The organism is Streptomyces spiralis (assembly GCF_014654675.1).
Classification (GTDB): Bacteria; Actinomycetota; Actinomycetes; order Streptomycetales; family Streptomycetaceae; genus Streptomyces; species Streptomyces spiralis.
Genome location: NZ_BNBC01000020.1, coordinates 1 through 16,435 on the forward strand (window position 1 = coordinate 1; position 16,435 = coordinate 16,435).

17 protein-coding genes are annotated in these 16,435 nt (G+C 72.5%); 9 read left to right on the forward strand and 8 right to left on the reverse strand.

All coding sequences use genetic code 11. From position 1 onward, the window contains the following. Nucleotides 1–113: 113 nt before the first annotated feature. A complete protein-coding gene (locus tag IE318_RS20940; RefSeq protein ID WP_189902572.1) occupies nucleotides 114–881 on the reverse strand; it encodes an SDR family oxidoreductase in 768 nt (255 codons plus the stop codon). Between the two features lie 189 nt (nucleotides 882–1,070). On the opposite strand from IE318_RS20940, the gene IE318_RS20945 reads away from it, so the two are divergent. Then, nucleotides 1,071–1,943, forward strand: coding sequence for a helix-turn-helix transcriptional regulator (locus IE318_RS20945; RefSeq protein WP_030180449.1), 873 nt, complete (start codon nucleotides 1,071–1,073; stop codon nucleotides 1,941–1,943). A 138-nt stretch (nucleotides 1,944–2,081) separates the two neighbouring features. On the opposite strand, the gene IE318_RS20950 is transcribed toward IE318_RS20945, so the two are convergent. Then, nucleotides 2,082–2,486, reverse strand: coding sequence for a winged helix-turn-helix transcriptional regulator (locus IE318_RS20950; protein WP_189902574.1), 405 nt, complete (start codon nucleotides 2,484–2,486; stop codon nucleotides 2,082–2,084). A gap of 144 nt (nucleotides 2,487–2,630) precedes the next feature. On the opposite strand from IE318_RS20950, the gene IE318_RS20955 reads away from it, so the two are divergent. Continuing rightward, nucleotides 2,631–3,500 carry an SDR family oxidoreductase gene (locus IE318_RS20955; RefSeq protein WP_229903641.1) on the forward strand — a complete coding sequence of 290 codons (870 nt, stop codon included), beginning with the start codon at nucleotides 2,631–2,633 and terminating at the stop codon, nucleotides 3,498–3,500. Nucleotides 3,501–3,784: 284 nt separating this feature from the next. After that, complete coding sequence (locus IE318_RS20960; protein ID WP_189902578.1) at nucleotides 3,785–5,383, forward strand: phytoene desaturase family protein; 1,599 nt, start codon at nucleotides 3,785–3,787, stop codon at nucleotides 5,381–5,383. Nucleotides 5,384–5,449: 66 nt separating this feature from the next. Here IE318_RS20960 and IE318_RS20965 read toward each other — a convergent pair whose 3' ends face one another. From IE318_RS20965 to IE318_RS20985, 5 genes are all read right to left on the reverse strand, one after another. Continuing rightward, a complete protein-coding gene (locus IE318_RS20965; protein ID WP_229903642.1) occupies nucleotides 5,450–6,403 on the reverse strand; it encodes a DUF2637 domain-containing protein in 954 nt (317 codons plus the stop codon). A gap of 12 nt (nucleotides 6,404–6,415) precedes the next feature. Beyond that, nucleotides 6,416–6,706, reverse strand: a complete 291-nt coding sequence (locus IE318_RS20970; RefSeq protein ID WP_229903643.1) for a hypothetical protein — start codon at nucleotides 6,704–6,706, stop codon at nucleotides 6,416–6,418. A 231-nt stretch (nucleotides 6,707–6,937) separates the two neighbouring features. Further along, nucleotides 6,938–8,830, reverse strand: coding sequence for a copper resistance CopC/CopD family protein (locus IE318_RS20975; protein ID WP_189902751.1), 1,893 nt, complete (start codon nucleotides 8,828–8,830; stop codon nucleotides 6,938–6,940). Between the two features lie 90 nt (nucleotides 8,831–8,920). Next, the gene (locus IE318_RS20980; protein ID WP_229903644.1) at nucleotides 8,921–9,574 is read right to left on the reverse strand and encodes a GNAT family N-acetyltransferase; all 654 of its coding nucleotides are present in this window, start codon (nucleotides 9,572–9,574) and stop codon (nucleotides 8,921–8,923) included. After that, nucleotides 9,571–11,871, reverse strand: coding sequence for a penicillin acylase family protein (locus IE318_RS20985; protein WP_189902580.1), 2,301 nt, complete (start codon nucleotides 11,869–11,871; stop codon nucleotides 9,571–9,573). The genes IE318_RS20980 and IE318_RS20985 overlap by 4 nt, the downstream gene beginning before the upstream one ends. 123 nt (nucleotides 11,872–11,994) lie before the next feature. Here IE318_RS20985 and IE318_RS20990 point away from each other — a divergent pair, with 123 nt between their 5' ends. From IE318_RS20990 to IE318_RS21010, 6 genes are all read left to right on the forward strand, one after another. Next, complete coding sequence (locus IE318_RS20990; protein WP_037869613.1) at nucleotides 11,995–12,618, forward strand: HhH-GPD-type base excision DNA repair protein; 624 nt, start codon at nucleotides 11,995–11,997, stop codon at nucleotides 12,616–12,618. A gap of 145 nt (nucleotides 12,619–12,763) precedes the next feature. Continuing rightward, on the forward strand, nucleotides 12,764–13,468 hold the full coding sequence (locus IE318_RS20995) for an HdeD family acid-resistance protein (protein WP_189902582.1): 705 nt from the start codon (nucleotides 12,764–12,766) through the stop codon (nucleotides 13,466–13,468). A gap of 93 nt (nucleotides 13,469–13,561) precedes the next feature. After that, nucleotides 13,562–14,083, forward strand: a complete 522-nt coding sequence (locus IE318_RS21000; RefSeq protein ID WP_189902584.1) for a hypothetical protein — start codon at nucleotides 13,562–13,564, stop codon at nucleotides 14,081–14,083. Nucleotides 14,084–14,174: 91 nt separating this feature from the next. Beyond that, entirely contained in the window at nucleotides 14,175–14,357 is a 183-nt protein-coding gene (locus IE318_RS45055) for a hypothetical protein (RefSeq protein ID WP_229903645.1), read from the forward strand. 176 nt (nucleotides 14,358–14,533) lie between these two features. Further along, a complete protein-coding gene (locus IE318_RS21005) occupies nucleotides 14,534–14,830 on the forward strand; it encodes a type II toxin-antitoxin system VapB family antitoxin (RefSeq protein WP_004943146.1) in 297 nt (98 codons plus the stop codon). 165 nt (nucleotides 14,831–14,995) lie between these two features. After that, the gene (locus tag IE318_RS21010; RefSeq protein ID WP_189902755.1) at nucleotides 14,996–15,619 is read left to right on the forward strand and encodes a LytR C-terminal domain-containing protein; all 624 of its coding nucleotides are present in this window, start codon (nucleotides 14,996–14,998) and stop codon (nucleotides 15,617–15,619) included. An 82-nt stretch (nucleotides 15,620–15,701) separates the two neighbouring features. Here IE318_RS21010 and upp read toward each other — a convergent pair whose 3' ends face one another. Continuing rightward, nucleotides 15,702–16,337, reverse strand: coding sequence for a uracil phosphoribosyltransferase (gene upp / locus IE318_RS21015; protein ID WP_030180416.1), 636 nt, complete (start codon nucleotides 16,335–16,337; stop codon nucleotides 15,702–15,704). Between the last annotated feature and the right edge of the window lie 98 nt (nucleotides 16,338–16,435).

A 16,435-nucleotide genomic window follows, 5' to 3' on the forward strand; every position in this document is an offset into this window, starting at 1 on the left:
CCCCCCCCCGCTCCGTCCGGCGCGGACATGCAGGTGATCAATGCTTCCTTGATCTTGAGTGCGGGTGCTGCCTGGTCGACTTCACCGTCCAACGCAGCGATGGCTCCTGCTGTTCATCGCTGTCCCTGCCGGCTCAGGAGCATCGCGAGGGCCTGCGAGCGCTGAGCCACCAGTTCGTCGTAGGTGCCGTCGCGCTCGGCCCACCGGTGCACCAGGACGCGATCGACGAGGATCTCGCGCGGAGTGGGCTCGGTCCCCAGCAGGTCCATCACCTCGGTGGCGAAGTCGTCGAGCGGCAGCGCGTGCGGGTTCACCTTTTCCTGTCCTGCCGTGGCGACGGCCGGCGGGACGAGCTCGACGACGTCGACACCGGTGCCGTCGAGCTGCGCGCGCAGCGCCTCGGAGTAGGCGTGCACCGCGGCCTTCGAGGCTGCGTAGCTGGGCATGGGCGGGAAGGGCAGGAAGGCGATGCCGGAGGTGACGGTGATGAAGGTGCCGGCGCCCCGCCTGACCAGGTGCGGGGTGAAGGCGTCGATGACCCGGATGGTGCCGAGCAGGTTGGTGTCGATCGTCGTTGCCGCCGCCTCGAAGTGCGCGGGGTCGCGCAGGTCCTCCAGGAGCATGACGCCCGACATCGTCACCACGGTGTCCAGCTCGGGGTAGCGGGCGAGCACGGTGTCACGGAAAGATGCGACGGACGCAGTGTCGGTGACGTCGACGCCGATCGTGCCGAAGCCTTCCTCGGCGAGTTCCGCGAGTGCCTCCGGGCTGCGGCCGCCGACGGCCACGGTGCTGCCCGCCGCAGCGAACCGTCGGGCCAGCTCCCGCCCGATACCCGAGGTTCCGCCGACGATGAGAACGGTGCGGTTGGAGAGATCCATGAGATCTTCCCTTCGGTCCAGGGCGCCGCCGGCGTTCAGGCCCGCGGCGCAGACAGTGATGCTCCCTGTCTCTCTCGAAACAGTGCTGTCGCAGTCTTGACGGCATTCGCCGGGTGTGGCAGAGCCCCCGTCTTCCCTGGTCCTGCCAGGGCCCCCTCTGAGACACGCGCACCGCATTACGGTGTCGGTATGAAGGATGAGGAATCCGGCAACCGGCTCGGCAGCTACCTCCGTGCCCGGCGTGAGCTGGTCTCCCCGGCGCAGGCAGGACTCCCGCCCGGCGGCAACCGCCGCGTGCCGGGCCTGCGCCGTGAGGAAGTCGCCCTGCTCGCCGGGATCAGTCCTGACTACTACCTGCGCCTTGAACGGGGCCGTGACAAGAACCCCTCACCGCAGGTCCTCGAATCACTCGCGCGCGTCCTGCAGCTCGACGACGTCGAACGGACGTATCTGCTCGGCCTCGCGGCGGGCCGCCCCAGGGCGCCGCGCCGCAAGCGGCCCGAGCACGTACCGGCGCGGGTGCACGAGCTGCTCGCCCACCTTGAGATCCCCGCGTTCGTCGAAGGGCGCGCGTTCGACGTCCTGGCCTCCAACCCCATGGCCGTCGCGCTTTCCCCCCGCCTGCGGCCCGGCCAGAACCGGCTTCGTTCTCTCCTCCTCGATCCCGAGGAACAGGCCTTCCACCAGGACTGGGCGAAAGCCACCGCCGATTTCATCGCCGCCCTGCGCACCACCATCGGGGACGACACCGATGACCCCCGGTTCGTCGAGCTCGTCGGAGAACTCGCACTGTCCAGTCAGCGGTTCCGTACCCTGTGGGCCCGCCACGACGTCCGCAGTCTCGACGGAGGCACGATCACGGTCCACCACCCCGTCGTCGGTGAACTACGCCTCCACCGCGACAAACTCCCGATCGGCGACGTCATCCTCGTCGTTTACTACCCCGACAAAGACAGCGACAGCGACGAGAAACTGCGGCTCCTCGCCGCACTCTCACACACCGAGTCCGCCGGCACAGCACACGGCAGACCGGCGGACGACCCGCTCCCGAAGACGCCCTGACGAACAGCCACCGTCCCAGCGTCGCAACCAGAACGCCCGCACCCTTCCGCACCGGCCGCACGGCCGGACGATCTGCAAGTGCTCGATGTGCCCGTGGCCTCTGGCCCTGGAGGGTGATCAATCGCCGGCGGCCGCTGCTTACCGGGTGCGCTCAGTGCGGTCGTCGTACTCCCCGCGGGCGGTGATGACTTCCTCGATGTGCCGCACCGACCACTCCGTGAGCGCCTTCAGCGGTTCCCGCAGCGTCTGGCCGAGGGCGGTCAGTTCATACTCCACGTGCGGCGGCACCTCTGGGTAGACGGTCCGGCTGACCAGCCCGTCGCGTTCGAGGGTGCGCAGCGTCTGGGTGAGCATCTTCTCGCTCACGCCCGCCAGCGCCTGCCGGAGCCGGCTGAACCGGGAGGCCCCGTTCCGGCCGAGCTCGCCCAGCACGAGGACCGCCCACTTGCTGCCGATCTGGTCGAGCAGGTCCCGCGACGGGCAGCCGCGCTCGTACGGATCGAATGACGGTATGGGCCCGGTCACGTTCTCGACAGCCGCCATACGGCTCACCTCAATGCTTTCGCTTGGGTAAGTACCCTACCAAAAAGTGGCTACTTCCCGATGGAGAGTGTGCAGGTCACCCTGAATTCCACCCTGCCGCGGACGAACCGCGACAGGCGCGCGAGGCACGCTCGGAAGGAAGGAATGACCGTCATGTCGATCGTCGTCACAGGAGCCACCGGCCAGCTGGGCAGGCTCACCGTCGAGGCGCTGCTGCGGCGCGGGATCCCGGCCGCGGACATCATCGCGACCGGCCGGAACATCGCCGGCATCAAGGACCTGGCCGACCGAGGCGTCACGGCACGCCGCGCCGACTTCGCGGACACCGACAGCCTGGCCGAGGCCTTCGCGGGGGCGGACAGACTGCTGCTGATCTCGGCCTCGGTCCCCGTGGACGAACGGGTCGCCAACCACCGCCGCGTGATGGACGCCGCGGTGGCCGCGGGCGTGTCGCTCGTGGCGTACACGAGCACGACGCACGCGGACACGGCCACCACCATCATCGGTGCCACGCACGGCGAGACCGAGGAGTACCTGCGGGACCGCGGAATCCCCAGCGTGCTGCTGCGCAACGGCTGGTACCTGGAGAACTACACCAGCCAACTGCCGCAGATCCTGCAGAACGGCGCCGTCGTCGGCGCCGCGGGCGAGGGGCGGATCAGCGCCGCCTCCCGCGCCGACTACGCCGAGGCCGCGGCGGTCGTCCTCACCACCGAAGGCCATACCGGCGCCGTGTACGAACTCGGCGGCGACGAGTCCTTCACACTGACCGAGCTCGCCGCCGCGATCTCCGCTGCGGCCGGGAAACAGGTTGCCTACGCCGACCTCCCGGTGACCGAGTTCGCCCGGGTACTGGCCGCCGCAGGCCTGCCCGCCGAGCTGGCGGAGGTCCTCGCTGACGCTGACCGCGGCCTGAGCCGCGGCGAGATGTACACCGATTCCGGCGACTTGCGCCGCCTGATCGGCCGACGGCCCGTGACCCTGGCCGAGGCACTCGCGGTCGCGCCGCATTGACCCGGGGCCGGGGACTCGTCCGCGTCACTCGCCCAGGCTCTCAATCCGTGATCGCGTCGATCACGGTATCCGGGATGCCGAGGATCAGGAGGACGGCGGTCACGGCGGGGTGGTGAGCGCCGGCGAGACGCCCGTCCCGGGCCTGGAGCGGGGGCTGCGGACGTTGGACAGTCCGGCGCCTGAGGGGAAGGCTGTATGGGCGAGGGCCGCGCCCTCGCCCTCGCTCGTGGTGGCCCGCTCAGGCGAGGCCTTGGCACCCCACCCCTCACGTCAGAGGAGCGCTGATGACACCCACCTTCGACGCGGTCGTGATCGGGTCCGGCGTGAACGGCTTGGTCGCCGCTGCCCAGCTGGCCAAGGACGGCTGGTCGGTGGCCCTCGTGGAAGGAAGCGACCGGCTGGGCGGCTTCATCGCCACCGAGGAGCGGACTCTGCCCGGCTACCTGCACGACACGTACTCGTCGTGGCACCCGCTGTTCGTGTCCGGCGGGGCATACGCCGCCCTCGGCGAGGACCTGCACCGTCACGGTCTGGAGTACCGCAACACCGACGGACTGATCACGGGCACCGTCACCGACGAAGGGCGCGTGGTCCTTGCCCACCGCGACCCCGCGGCCACCGCCGAGATGTTCGGCCACTCCGAGGACCGAACCGCCTACCTCACCCTGCTGCAGAGGTTCCTCGACAACGCCGACGCACTGGGCGGCATCCTGGGCGGTGAGCCACGCTCGCCCCGTGTGCTCCGGCATGTGGTGAAGCTGCTGCGCCGCGAGCGCTTCAGCGGCACCGAGGAGTGGTTGCGGGCCACCGTGACCAGCGGCCGCTCCTACTGCCGCGGCACCTTCCGCGGCGACGAGCCCGATGTGCTGTGGACACCCTGGCTGCTGCACGCCGGACTGTCTCCGGACCACGCCTTGGGCGGCCTGATGCTGCCTCTCATGGCCGCGACCCTGCACGGTTTCGGCATGCCCGTGGTGGCGGGCGGCGCCCGGAACTTCGTCCGCGCCTTCGAGGCGCTGCTCGGCGAGCTCGGGGTGCACGTCTCCACGGGGCGGCCGGCGGAGCGTCTGCTCCTCACGGACGGCCGGGTCATGGGCGTCGCCACCGACGGCGAAACCCTCCGGGCCCGCCACGCCGTCCTGGCCTCGGTCACCCCGACCGCGCTGTACGGCGAGCTCCTGCCACAGGACGTGCCCGTCCCGCCCACCATCCGCCACGAGGCCACGCGCTACCGGTACGGACGCGCTGCGATGCAGCTCCACGTCGCCCTCTCCGCCCCGCTCGGCTGGCGCGATGCGCGCCTGACCGGCGTACCGCTGGTCCACCTCAGCGACGGGTCCGCGAGCACCGCGATCGCGTGCGCGGAGGCCGAGGCGGGGCTGCTGCCGCGCAGGCCCACACTGGTCGTCGGTCAGCAGTACGTCCTGGACCCTTCACGCGTGCCGGACGGCGCGGCGACCTTGTGGATCCAGCTCCAAGAACTGCCCTACAAGCCGACCGGCGACGCGGCGGGCGAACTGGACGCCCAGGGCCGCTGGACGAAGGAGCTGACCGAGGGATACGTCCAACGGGTCCTGGCCAGGATCGCGCTGCACGCACCCGACCTGCCGGAGAAGCTACTCGCCTGGGACGCCGTCACACCGTCGGACCTGGTGGCGCACAATCCGAACGCGGTCAACGGCGACCCCTACGGCGGCTCGGCCGAACTCGACCAGGCCCTCCTGTGGCGCCCCCTACCGGGCGCGGCCCGGCACGCCACCCCTGTACCCGGCCTGTGGCACATCGGCGCCTCGACCCACCCCGGCCCCGGCCTCGGCGCCGGGTCGGGCCACCTCGTGGCCCAGCACCTCATCCGCACCAGGCACCGAAGCAGCCGCCGCTGACACGCGGTCAGCAGGGCCCGGCCCGTCTCAGTTCCCCTCTCGTTCAGCCCCGTTCACGGCGTGACCTCAGCTTGTCCGGGTTGCTGTGGAAGGGGACTTGGGCTTCGGCTTGCCCGCTTTGGGGGTGGTCGAGGCGGTCGTGCCGGGCGGCGTGGGGGAGGTGTCGGGCTGCGCGGGCCGGCTCAAGCGGTGGCGGGGGGTCGCGCGGCGGGGCGGGCGGGTCAGGGTGATCTGGCGTACGAGTTGTTGGAAGCAGGCCAGGGACGCCAGGCCCGGCAGGGCGGCCGCCGACATGTCGACGAGCGTCCTCGGTGCCTGGACCACGCACAGCAGCATCGCGATGGACGAGAAGAGCAGCACCACGCACCAGGAGTGGACGGCGCGGCGCTGGTGCAGTGCGGCGCGCAGGACGGACAGCGACGCGACCAGCCAGGGGCCGTACACCAGCAGGGGCCACCAGGACGCGATGCCGTCGTGCATGCGGGACACCGCGACGATGTGCAGCGGATCGTAGGCGACCATGCCGCCGAAGAAGCTCACCGTGGAGGCGATCACCGCGGCGAGGGCGGCGATGAGATGGCTGGCGGTGCGCAGCATGTTCGGGCGCCTGCGTTCGCGGACCTTTCGGTGGCCGCGGGAGACGTCCCTCAGCGGAGGCAGTTCCGCCGTGATCTCCTGCAGGTTCTCCAGGGGGGTGTTCCCGGTTTTCGCGGCGGGCGCGTCGGGCTCGGGCTCGTCCCGGGCCGTGGGAATCGTCGGCCGCTGCTCCTGCTCCATCGCGTCCTGGAGCATGAAGGCCAGTTCCTCGGCGGGGTCCCACGCCGAGTCCGGCGGCACCAGAGGGCCGGCGAAGAACTGCGTCGGCGTCGCCCGGTGCCGCCCCGTGCCGCCTCCTGTTTCGCTTCCGCCTAATCCGCCGGTATACGGGTAATCATTCTGCACATGGCCGGTCTGCGGGTCTTCGGCATACGGGTAATCGGTGGAATATCCGGGACGTCGGTCGATACGTTCGTCATACATGAAATGACCCGGCTATTCCGGTCGCGGCACGGCGGACCGGCCTTCCGGGCCCACCCAGCGGCGGGCGAGGTCGGCTTGCAGCGCGCTGATCGCGTCCAGGAAATCCCGCAGCAGCGGTTCGGTCACGTCCAGCGCGACCGGGAGATCTCCCCTGGTCAGGGTGCCATTGACGTTGCCCGGCGCATGCACGGGCGCGGGCAGGTAGGTGTAGGGCCCCAGCGCGACCGCGCATCCGGCACTCGCGTTCTGTCGCTCGCGGCCCGCGAACAGACCGAAGTACCCTTCCCTGGTTGCCTTAGTCATATCCCAACTAACGCCACCCGACTTCCCCGGATGCGCGGCAAACGGGTGAAGGAATTCCCCGACCAGGCCTATATGTGCGATCGAATGGTTCATCCGTCCGTCCGGCCGGAGAGGTCCGCATCCGCAGCACGGCAGCGCAATTTCCGATATCGACCCCAACGCAATGGAATATTCAAAGTTACGGAAGGCGGAGGAGAGACTCCCCGGTCGGGCCAACCGGCGAGACACCCCCTAGCGCAGGATCCGCACCGTCCGCGACCCGCTCGCCTGGTCCAGCTCCGACACCCGTACCGTCGCCTTCGCGGTCCAGGCACCGGGGATCGGGAGGTTGAGGGAGTCGGTGCCCCAGTAGCCCCCCCTGTCGGTGAGCCGGGCGTCGATCGGGCCGATCTTCTGGGCCGGCAGGGACAGCGAGAGACGGAGTTCCGGGACGGTGGACAGGCCTCCGTCGGGGCCGAACACCACGGCCTCCACCGCGTTCTGGCCGACGCGGCCCGGTTCCAGGGTGATCTGCACGGTGCCGCGGCCGCCGGGCGTGCCGGTGTCGAACGGGATCGTCGTGACGGAGGCGCCCGGGATCCCTGCGGCGGGTGCGGTTCCGGCCGCCTCGGCGGCGGCCCGGCCCGGCAGCGTGCCGCTCAGCACCGTACTGACCACCAGCACGGCGACGGCCACGGCGACCTCGGCGAGCACCGAGCGCCGCAGTGCGCGCAGGCAGCCGCCCGGTGCGGGGGACGGGCAGGGAGAGGATGTGCCGAATGCCGCGCCGGCAGGTGGGCCCGAAAGCGGGGCTGAGGTCGAGACTGTCTGTGGCGCTGTCGTCCGCGCCGCCGGGTACGACGGGCCACCGACGGGCTCCGGGGTCCGTTCCTGCACGGCCTCGCTCCCGGTCGCTGCCGTTCCCGCGCTTCCCGCACTTCCCGCCCTCCCCGCCGCCGTCACCAGCCGTGCGGTCCAGCGGCGCGAGCCGCCCGCTGCGGCCAGCAACAGCACCACGGCGGCCAGTTTGGCCAGCAGCAGCCGCCCGTAGGTGGTGTCGGTGAGTGCGGTCCAGGAGCCGAGGCCGCGCCAGGACTGGTAGACGCCGGTGACCACCAGGACGGTGACGGCGAGGAACGCGATACGGGAGAAACGGGCCACCGTCGCGGTCAGCCGGGGGTCGTCGCCGGAGCTGCTCTCCGGGTCGGGGTCCGCCGTCGCCCGTTGAAGGGTCGTCAGCAGCGCCGTCAGGCCGCCCAGCCACACGGCCATGGCCAGCAGGTGCAGCACCGAGGACGCCATCGCCGACGGGACCTGGATGCCGGCCGAGGCGTGTTCGGACGCGGCCCAGGTCAGGGCCAGCGCGAGCGCCAGGGCGGCGCCCGTCGCCGGTGTCGTGCGCGACGGGCCGCGTCGGGACAGCCGTACGAGGAACGCGGCCACCGGTGCGAGCAGGGCCAGGCGGGCCAGCAGCACCAGACCCGGGCGGCCGGTCAGCGTGCGGGCCAGGGCCGCGGGGTCGAGCGCCGACGCCGGGCCGGCGCCGGTCTCGTACGGTGCCCGCAGCGCCAGCAGGACGACGGTGGACGCCAGCAGCGTCCACCAGCCCGCGGCCAACGGCCGGCGCAGCGGGCCGGGGTCCGGCGGACGGCACAGCAGCACGAAGGCCGCCGTGCCGATGAGCAGGGCGGCGGCGCCGTAGGCGGCGTAGCGGGCGAGGTCCCAGAGAGCGCCGGTCGCCGGGTTCTCGTCCGGGCCCGTGTCGACGGCGGCGGAGGTCGGGGACGGCTTCCCCACGGAGAAGGTGAAGGCGCCGGAGACCGGGTGGCTGTCCGCCGACACCACCCGCCACGCCACGGTGAACGTGCCCTGGCCCAGCCCGGCCGGGAACGCGACCTCGGCCGTGTCCGAGTGGCCCGGCGCGTGCCGGGCCTCGCCCGTGTGCACCCGCCGGCCGTCGGGACCGAACAGGCGGAAGGAGTCGTCGAGCAGACCGACGGACTCGGAGAAGGTCAAGGTGACGGAGGCCGGGGCGGCCTTGAGGACGGTTCCGTCGGCGGGGTCACTGGAGCGCAGGACCGCGTGGGCCGAGGCGGGGCCCGCACCGCCGAGCAGGAGCAGGAGCAGTACGGCGCCGAGCACCACCAACCGTCGCGCCGAGCCTCGGGTCACGTCACTTCTCCGTTGTGGGACTTGCCGGCCTTCCGATACGTACGGGCGCGGACGGCGCATCACTCACCGGTCGGTGACGGTCCTCCACCTGGCGTCGGGAAAGACCGTCTCCCGAGAAAGAAAGGCGAGTTGGGCACGCTTCTCCGGCAGGTGCACGTCGGGCAGGTCGTTCTCCGGCAGGACGACGACCGGTCCCCGTTCGAACCCCTGCCGCAGAAAGCGGGCGATGGCCTTGTCGTTGCGCACGTCAGGGTCCACCACGATCCGCCTGCGGTCCAGGCCCAGCAGGAGGTGGGTCAGGACGGCGTGCAGCAGCGCCGCGGTCCAGCCGGGACGCCGGCCGTCCGCGCCGGCCGGGGCGAGCAGCAGGTGGAGGCCGATGTCACCGGGGCGGACCGGATAGCACTCGCTCACGCGGTCGGCCTCCGGCTCGTACGTCTGGAGCAGGGCGGCCGCGGTGCCGTCCTTGACCACCAGGAAGGCGTGGTGGGTGTCCAGGGTGTCCATGTGGGCGTAGACGTCCGCGACCTGGCTGCGCGTCAGGCCGGTCATGCCCCAGAAGGAGGCGCGTTCCTCGCTCACCCAGCGGTGGACGGTGCCGGCGTCGGTGTCCGGGTCCAGGGGCAGGACGCGGACGGTGCCGAAGCCGTCGACGACCTGCTCGTGGACGGCTTCGCGCTCGGCGGCGTACGGCACGTACGGCTCTGGGGTCGTCACAGGTCGGTCTCCTTCGTCAGGCGGGCCCAGTCGGTGACGACCGGGGCGAGGTCTCCGGCGGTCCACAGGGCGAGTTGGTCGTGGTGGTGGGGTGCGCCGGGCACGCCGTCGGCGCCGAGCGGCACCACCCAGCGGCTGTTCTCGCGGTCGGCGAGGTCCCAGACGTAACGGGCCACCGGCCCGCGCGCGGCGAGATCGGTCAGCCCCGGCACGGCGGAGGTGCACAGCACGCAGTCGTGGTCACCGGCCAGACCGGGTTCGTCGTACGGCGCCCCGGCATCCGGCAGTGCCCGCCACGCGGCGAGGCGGTGCCGCTCCCCCCACGTCGTGGCGGGCCGGTCCGCCACCTCCTCCACGGCCGCGCGCACGATCGCCGGGCGGTCGATCCCGTACAGCTCCCGCGCCCCGAGGAGGATCTCCAGGGCGTGTCCGATGCGCGGGACGAGGGCCAGCCAGGGGAGGAACACCTCCGGGTAGGCGGGCGGTTCGGCGAGCGCGGCGAAGACGGGGTGGGCGGCGAGGCGGCGTACGACGGCCGTACGCACCGCCGCGTACGCCCCCGCGTCCTCGCTGCCCGCGTCCATGTGCCGGTCCCAGCGAAGGAGGCGGTCGCGCAGCCGGGCCGCCGCCGGGGACAGGCCGTCCAGGGCCGCCAGGTGGTCGAGCAGCGGGGCGGCGGAGGCGAGGTGGGTGTCGGTGTGGATCGCCGGCATGTCGCCGGCCGACCACACGGCGCGCCCGGCGAGCAGGGCACGGATGCGGTCGGCGCGGTGCGGCGGGGCGAACTCGACGCCGAGCGGGGCTGCGGGGCCGCGCTGGTTCGCCATCACGGCGACGCCGTCGGCCAGTCCGGCACGGGGCGGCTCGTGCCGGCCCTGCCAGTCGTGGCCGGGTTCCCAGGCCGGAACCGGGCGCAGACGGTTGTCCGGGGCGCGCAGCGGAACCCGGCCCGCGACCCGGTGCAGCACGCCTCCCTCGGTGTCGGCGGCCAGAACCACGTTGACCGGCTCGGCCCAGGCGTCGAAGGCACGGTCGACGTCCCCGACCCGGCGGGCGCGCAGGAGCGGCAGCAGCGCACCGAACCCGAGGTCACCGGTCACGCGGGGCGGGTAGCGGAGGCTGAGGGCGACGGGGTGCGCGAGGGAATCGTCCGGGCGGGGGCGGTCATCCGGTCCCTGGAGGGGGTCCCGGTACAGGCGGTGCAGGCCGTCCCGGCGCTCCGGACTCTCCGGGCCCCCCGAGCTCTCCGGCCTCTCCCGGCTCGCCGAACTCTGCGAGCTCGCCGAACTCTGCGGACCCGCCGGGTTCCCCGAGCCACCCGGTGTCGGTCCCTGGAGACCGCTCAGGCCCGCCGGCCCGTCCAGGCCCTCCGGGCCGCCCGCGATCACGGGGCCGCGGTCGGTCTCGACGATCTCCACCTCGACCGGGGCCTCGCCCGCGATCTCGACGGTCTCCGTGTGGCGGGCGGCGCGCCGCCAGGTGCCGTCGGGGCCGAGCGCCTCGATCCCGGCGCCCGTGCGGCGCAGGCGCTCCCGGTAGAGGTCCTGGTAGTCGGCCATGGCGTTGGTGATGGCCCAGGCGACCGTGCCGGTGTGGCCGAAGTGGGCGATGCCCGGGACGCCCGGGACGGCGAGGCCGACCACGTCGAACTCCGGGCAGGCCAGCCGTATCTGCTGGTAGACACCGGGGTCCTCGATGAAGCGGTGCGGGTCTCCGGCGATCAGCGCCTGCCCGGTGACCGTACGCGCTCCGCTCACCAGCCAGCCGTTGCTGCCGGAGGTCCCGGGGCCGTCGGTGGCGAACAACTCGACCGCGCCGGGCCCGAGACGGCGTACGACGTGCTCGCGCCACAGCTTGGCCGGGAAGCCGGCGAAGAGGATGTGCGCGCCGAGCCAGACGCCGAGCGGATGCCAGGGCTCCCAGTGACCGGGGGCGAGGCCGGTCCCGGCGAACTCGGGGGCGCGCCGGGCGCCCTCGGCGAGCCCCTCGTTGACGCCTTCGGTGTACGCCCTTACCCAGTCGGCCGTCTCCGGGTCCTGTCGCTCCAGGGCCGCGAAACAGCGCCGGGCGGTGTCGGCGAGGCGGGCGCGCCGGGCGAAGACGTCCCAGGCGAGGGCGGTGGCGCCGAGGAAGGACGCCGAGGTGCCCTGTGCCCGGTGCCGCTCGACCTCCAGCTGCCAGGCGCGGTCCAGGGCGGTGACCCGGCCCTGGGCCCGGGCGAGGGCGCGGGGGCCGTCGGCGCGCAGGTGCGGAATGCCCCAGGCGTCGCGATGGACCTCGGCGGTCGTCGTGTGCATCCACCCACCCCAATCTGATCAGGTTAGGCTAACCTAACTCAAGCTTGCGGACGGCGGAAACGGGGGCGCCAGGGGAGGTACGGCCCGGCTGCGGGCCGGCGCCTGACGGGCGATCATCGGGGCATGGACGTCACCCTGCACCTCGCCCAGGACCCCGAGGCCGACGAGCTCCTCGGCCGCAGTCCGCTCGCCGCGCTGGTCGGGATGCTGCTGGACCAGCAGATCCCGATGGAGTGGGCGTTCAAGGGACCGGCCACGATCGTCCGGCGCATGGGCACCGCGGACCTGGACGCCCACGAGATCGTGGCGTTCGAGCCGGAGACCTTCGCCCGGCTGCTGTCGGACAAGCCGGCGGTGCACCGCTATCCGGGGTCGATGGCCAAACGGATCCAGGCGCTGTGCCACTACCTGGTCGAGCACTACGACGGCGATCCCGAGGCCATCTGGCGGGACGTGGACAGCGGTCCCGAGCTGCTGCGCCGGCTCGAGGAGCTGCCCGGGTTCGGCAAGCAGAAGGCGCAGATCTTCCTCGCGCTGCTCGGCAAGCAGCTCGGAGTGCGCCCGGAGGGCTGGCGGGAGGCCGCGGGGGCGTACGGCGAGCCGGAGTCCTTCCGGTCCGTCGCGGACATCACCGGGCCCGACTCGCTGGCCAGGGTGCGGGCGCACAAGCAGGAGTTGAAGGCCGCCGCCAAGGCGGCCGAGAAGGCCAGGACGTCACCCAAGGCGTCGAAGCCCGCCGGCCAGTGACCGCCGGAGCCCGTGCCCGAAGCCGGTACCCGAAATCGATGGCCGAAGTCGGCGGCCGAAGTCGACGGCCGGAGCGGGTACGCCAGGTCAGCCGAACGGACCGTCAGCGGTGGCGGCCCGGCCGCGTCCGTTCGCAGCATGAAGCATGAGCGAGCCACCGAGCGGCGGACCGGAAGGGCCGGGGTACGACGACCGCCACGTCCACGCGGCACGTGAGGCACGGGACGCCCGGTCCGCGTCGTCGCAGGCGTCCGCGCCGCACTCCGCACCGCCTCACGAACCGCCGTTGGAAGGGCCCCTGCACTTCCTCTCCCGCACCGCCTGGCAGGCCGTCCTCGTCACCGGCGTCGCCGCTCTGATCCTGGGCATCCTCGTGCTGCTGTGGCCCGGTGCCTCGCTGGTGGCCGCCGGAGTCCTCTTCGGCGTCTATCTCGTGGTCAGCGGAGTGCTCCAGCTGGTCTCGGCCTTCGGCACCCACCGGACGACCTCGCTGCGCGTGCTGGCCTTCGCCAGCGGCGCCCTGTCGATCCTGCTGGGCCTGTTCTGCTTCCGGGGCGCCATGCAGTCGATCCTGCTGCTCGCCCTGTGGATCGGCATCGGCTGGCTGATCCGCGGGATCACGCAGACCATCGCCGCCATCCACGACCGTACGGCTCCCGCGCGCGGCTGGCAGATCTTCCTCGGCATCGTCACCTTCGTCGCCGGGATCGTGCTGATCGACTCGCCGCTGGAGTCGGTCGCCGTGCTCACCCTGGTCGGCGGCTGGTGGCTGGTGGTGGTCGGCGTCATGGAGATCGTCACCGCCTTCCGCGTACGCCGTCACGCCGAGACCGTTCCGCGTCAGCTGTGAACGCCGTCGACCGCCGCCCGCGGGATACGCCGAGCGGGCGGTTCGGCCGGCCGGCGCGGTGAACGTCGTACGGACGCCGGGGACATGACCGACGTGAGCACAGCACCCGCCGCACCACGCGCCGCCCACACGGCCGGCCGCGTCGGCCGCGTCGGCCGCGCGCGCTGCACGGACCGCGTGCGCCTCACGGACCACATGGGCTTCGCGGGCCGCGTGGGCCGCGTGGGCCTCACCGGCCGCTCCGGCCGCCGTCCCGTGCGCCCCGCGCGAAGCCGGATCGTCTGCCTGCGGACGCTCGTGCTGCTGCTCGCCCTCCTGATGCCCGGCGGGCCCGTCGCGGCGTACGGGGTGTACGGGTCGTACGGGGCACACGCGGTGCCCCTCGTGGCGGTGGCCGGCGGGCCGGTCTGCGCCGCCGCCGAGCACGAGACCCCCGACTCCGCACTGCGCACCTCCGTGCGGGTCAGCGTGCGCGTCGGTGGACCGCCCCTGCGGCCCACGCCCCCGTCCGCGCCGGTGTCCGCGCACGCGGCGGACCGCCCCGCACACACGCGCGTGCCCTCGCACCCTCCGTACCGCCTGCACGCGCTGCGCTGCGTGGTCCTGCGCTGCTGAGCCGGCCGGCACGCCTGCCCGGTCAGTTCATCAGCAAGCTCGGCCGGCTCAGCACGCCCGGCCGAGCACGTCCAGGAAGCGAAGTACAGCCATGCCCGTCGATCCCTACGCGGTCCTGCGCGCCCTCGTGCGCGCGGAGGCCGCCCGCAGCGCGCCCAAGCCGCCGCACCCACCTGTGAAGGAAGCTCATCGGCAGGAACCCCGTCGGCAGGAAACTGATCGGCCCGAGCCGGGCGAACCCCGCCCGGCCGCCGCCGAACCCGACCGCGGCTGACCGTCGAGCGGTCGAGCCGGGTGCCGGGACGGCGGACGGTCCCGGCACCCGGCTCACTCGGCGTCCGGCTCACCGCGACCATGATCCTGGTTCGCCCGGGTTTGCCGCGGCATTTCCAGAGCCGCACTGCGGCGGCGAGGCTGCGCCCGGAAGGTCTTGACCGGTAGGCTTTCCGTGTGATCTTCAAGCGCATCGGAAACGGCCGGCCGTACCCCGACCACGGCCGGGAAAGCACCCGGCAGTGGGCGGACGTCGCGCCGCGCCCGGTCCGCCTCGATCAGCTCGTGACCACCAAGCAGCAGCTCGACCTGGAGACCCTGCTGGCGGAGGACTCGACCTTCTACGGCGACCTCTTCGCGCATGTCGTGAAGTGGCAGGGCGACCTGTATCTGGAGGACGGACTGCACCGCGCGGTCCGGGCGGCGCTGCAGCAGCGCCAGGTGCTGCACGCACGCGTGCTCGAACTGGACTGACTCGACCGGACCGAGCCCACGGCCCGCATCGCCCGGCGGACACCGGCCATTCGGTGACGGCTTGGACCTTTCGGGTTCTGCTGAGCCGGATCCAATGATCATCTAGTAGGAATCGCCGCTCCCGCGCACTACGCTGCGCCCATGAGCATGCTGACGCCCCCCGGCATGGGCGGGCAGTACCGGATCACGGGGAACAAGTACCCCCGAATGCGCAGGCCCCGGCGGCACGGCAGGCTCGTGCTCCTGGTCGTCGCCTCCGCCGCCGTGCTCGGCGTGATCGGGTGGGGCACGCTGCAGCTCATCGACGTCTTCGCCGGCGGCAAGAAGGCCTCGGCGGCCGGCGCCGGGACGCACTGCGCGACCGACACGGCGGCCAAGACCGGGCCCTCGCCGGCGCGCACCGTTCGTGCGCTGCCCAAGCCGGGCCAGATCACCGTCAACGTCCTCAACGCCACGCCCCGCAGCGGACTCGCCAAGCAGACCGCCGACGAGCTGAAGAAGCGCGGCTTCCGCATCGGCCAGGTGGGCAACGCGACCAAGGAGTTCGACAAGAAGGTCAAGGGCTCCGGGATACTGCTCGGCCCCGCGTCGTCCCTCAACACCTCGCTGCCGGTGCTCGCCACCCAGCTCCCGGGCGCCGAAAGCCGCACCGACACCCGCAAGGGCACCGACGTCGACCTGATCATCGGCGACGGTTTCAAGCAGCTGGCCCAGAAGCCGGCCGCCGACAAGGCCCTGGCCGCCCTGACCGCACCGCAGCCGGCGTCCACCGCGAAGAAGGGCTGCTGAGCGGACGCCGGGCCCCGATCCGTGCGACGGGCCGGGCCGATCTCCGTAAGGCGGCCCGCCCGGCCGTCCGATCAAGCCTCGGCTACTCGGCCGCCCCGTACATGCGGTCGCCCGCGTCGCCGAGGCCGGGCACGATGTAGCCGTTCTCGTTGAGGCGTTCGTCGACCGACGCCGTCACGACCGTCACCGGGGTGCCCGCCAGGTCGCGTTCCATCACCGCGACGCCCTCGGGCGCGGCCAGCAGCACCACCGCGGTCACGTCGTCGGCGCCGCGCCTGATCAGCTCCTGGATCGCCGCGACCAGCGTGCCGCCGGTGGCGAGCATCGGGTCGAGGACGTACACCTGACGGCCGGAGAGGTCCTCCGGCATGCGCGTGGCGTACGTGGAGGCCTGCAGCGTCTCCTCGTTGCGGATCATGCCCAGGAAGCCCACCTCGGCGGTCGGCAGCAGCCGCACCATGCCGTCCAGCATGCCGAGCCCGGCCCGCAGGATCGGCACCACCAGCGGGCGCGGGTGGGAGAGCTTGACGCCGGTGGTCTCGGCGACCGGCGTGTTGATGTCGACCTGTTCGGTGCGCACGTCCCGGGTCGCCTCGTAGGCGAGCAGGGTGACCAGCTCGTCGGCGAGCCGGCGGAAGGTGGCGGAGTCGGTGCGGCGGTCGCGCAGCGTGGTGAGCTTGTGGGCGACCAGGGGGTGGTCGACGACGTGGAGACGCATGAGCCAACAGTAACCGGGCCCGGAACCGGGTCGCCCGCCACCACCTGCGGCCCGTCCGCGGCCCGTTCCAGCCCTCCGCGCCACCGTCCGCCCGTTCC

Bases quoted from the DNA above. Each gene is read 5' to 3' on its own strand.
- IE318_RS20940 (WP_189902572.1), bottom strand. From the start codon at position 881: ATGGATCTCTCCAACCGCACCGTTCTCATCGTCGGCGGAACCTCGGGT.
- IE318_RS20945 (WP_030180449.1), top strand. From the start codon at position 1,071: ATGAAGGATGAGGAATCCGGCAACCGGCTCGGCAGCTACCTCCGTGCC.
- IE318_RS20950 (WP_189902574.1), bottom strand. From the start codon at position 2,486: ATGGCGGCTGTCGAGAACGTGACCGGGCCCATACCGTCATTCGATCCG.
- IE318_RS20955 (WP_229903641.1), top strand. From the start codon at position 2,631: ATGACCGTCATGTCGATCGTCGTCACAGGAGCCACCGGCCAGCTGGGC.
- IE318_RS20960 (WP_189902578.1), top strand. From the start codon at position 3,785: ATGACACCCACCTTCGACGCGGTCGTGATCGGGTCCGGCGTGAACGGC.
- IE318_RS20965 (WP_229903642.1), bottom strand. From the start codon at position 6,403: ATGTATGACGAACGTATCGACCGACGTCCCGGATATTCCACCGATTAC.
- IE318_RS20970 (WP_229903643.1), bottom strand. From the start codon at position 6,706: ATGACTAAGGCAACCAGGGAAGGGTACTTCGGTCTGTTCGCGGGCCGC.
- IE318_RS20985 (WP_189902580.1), bottom strand. From the start codon at position 11,871: ATGCACACGACGACCGCCGAGGTCCATCGCGACGCCTGGGGCATTCCG.
- IE318_RS20990 (WP_037869613.1), top strand. From the start codon at position 11,995: ATGGACGTCACCCTGCACCTCGCCCAGGACCCCGAGGCCGACGAGCTC.
- IE318_RS20995 (WP_189902582.1), top strand. From the start codon at position 12,764: ATGAGCGAGCCACCGAGCGGCGGACCGGAAGGGCCGGGGTACGACGAC.
- IE318_RS45055 (WP_229903645.1), top strand. From the start codon at position 14,175: ATGCCCGTCGATCCCTACGCGGTCCTGCGCGCCCTCGTGCGCGCGGAG.
- IE318_RS21010 (WP_189902755.1), top strand. From the start codon at position 14,996: ATGGGCGGGCAGTACCGGATCACGGGGAACAAGTACCCCCGAATGCGC.
- upp (WP_030180416.1), bottom strand. From the start codon at position 16,337: ATGCGTCTCCACGTCGTCGACCACCCCCTGGTCGCCCACAAGCTCACC.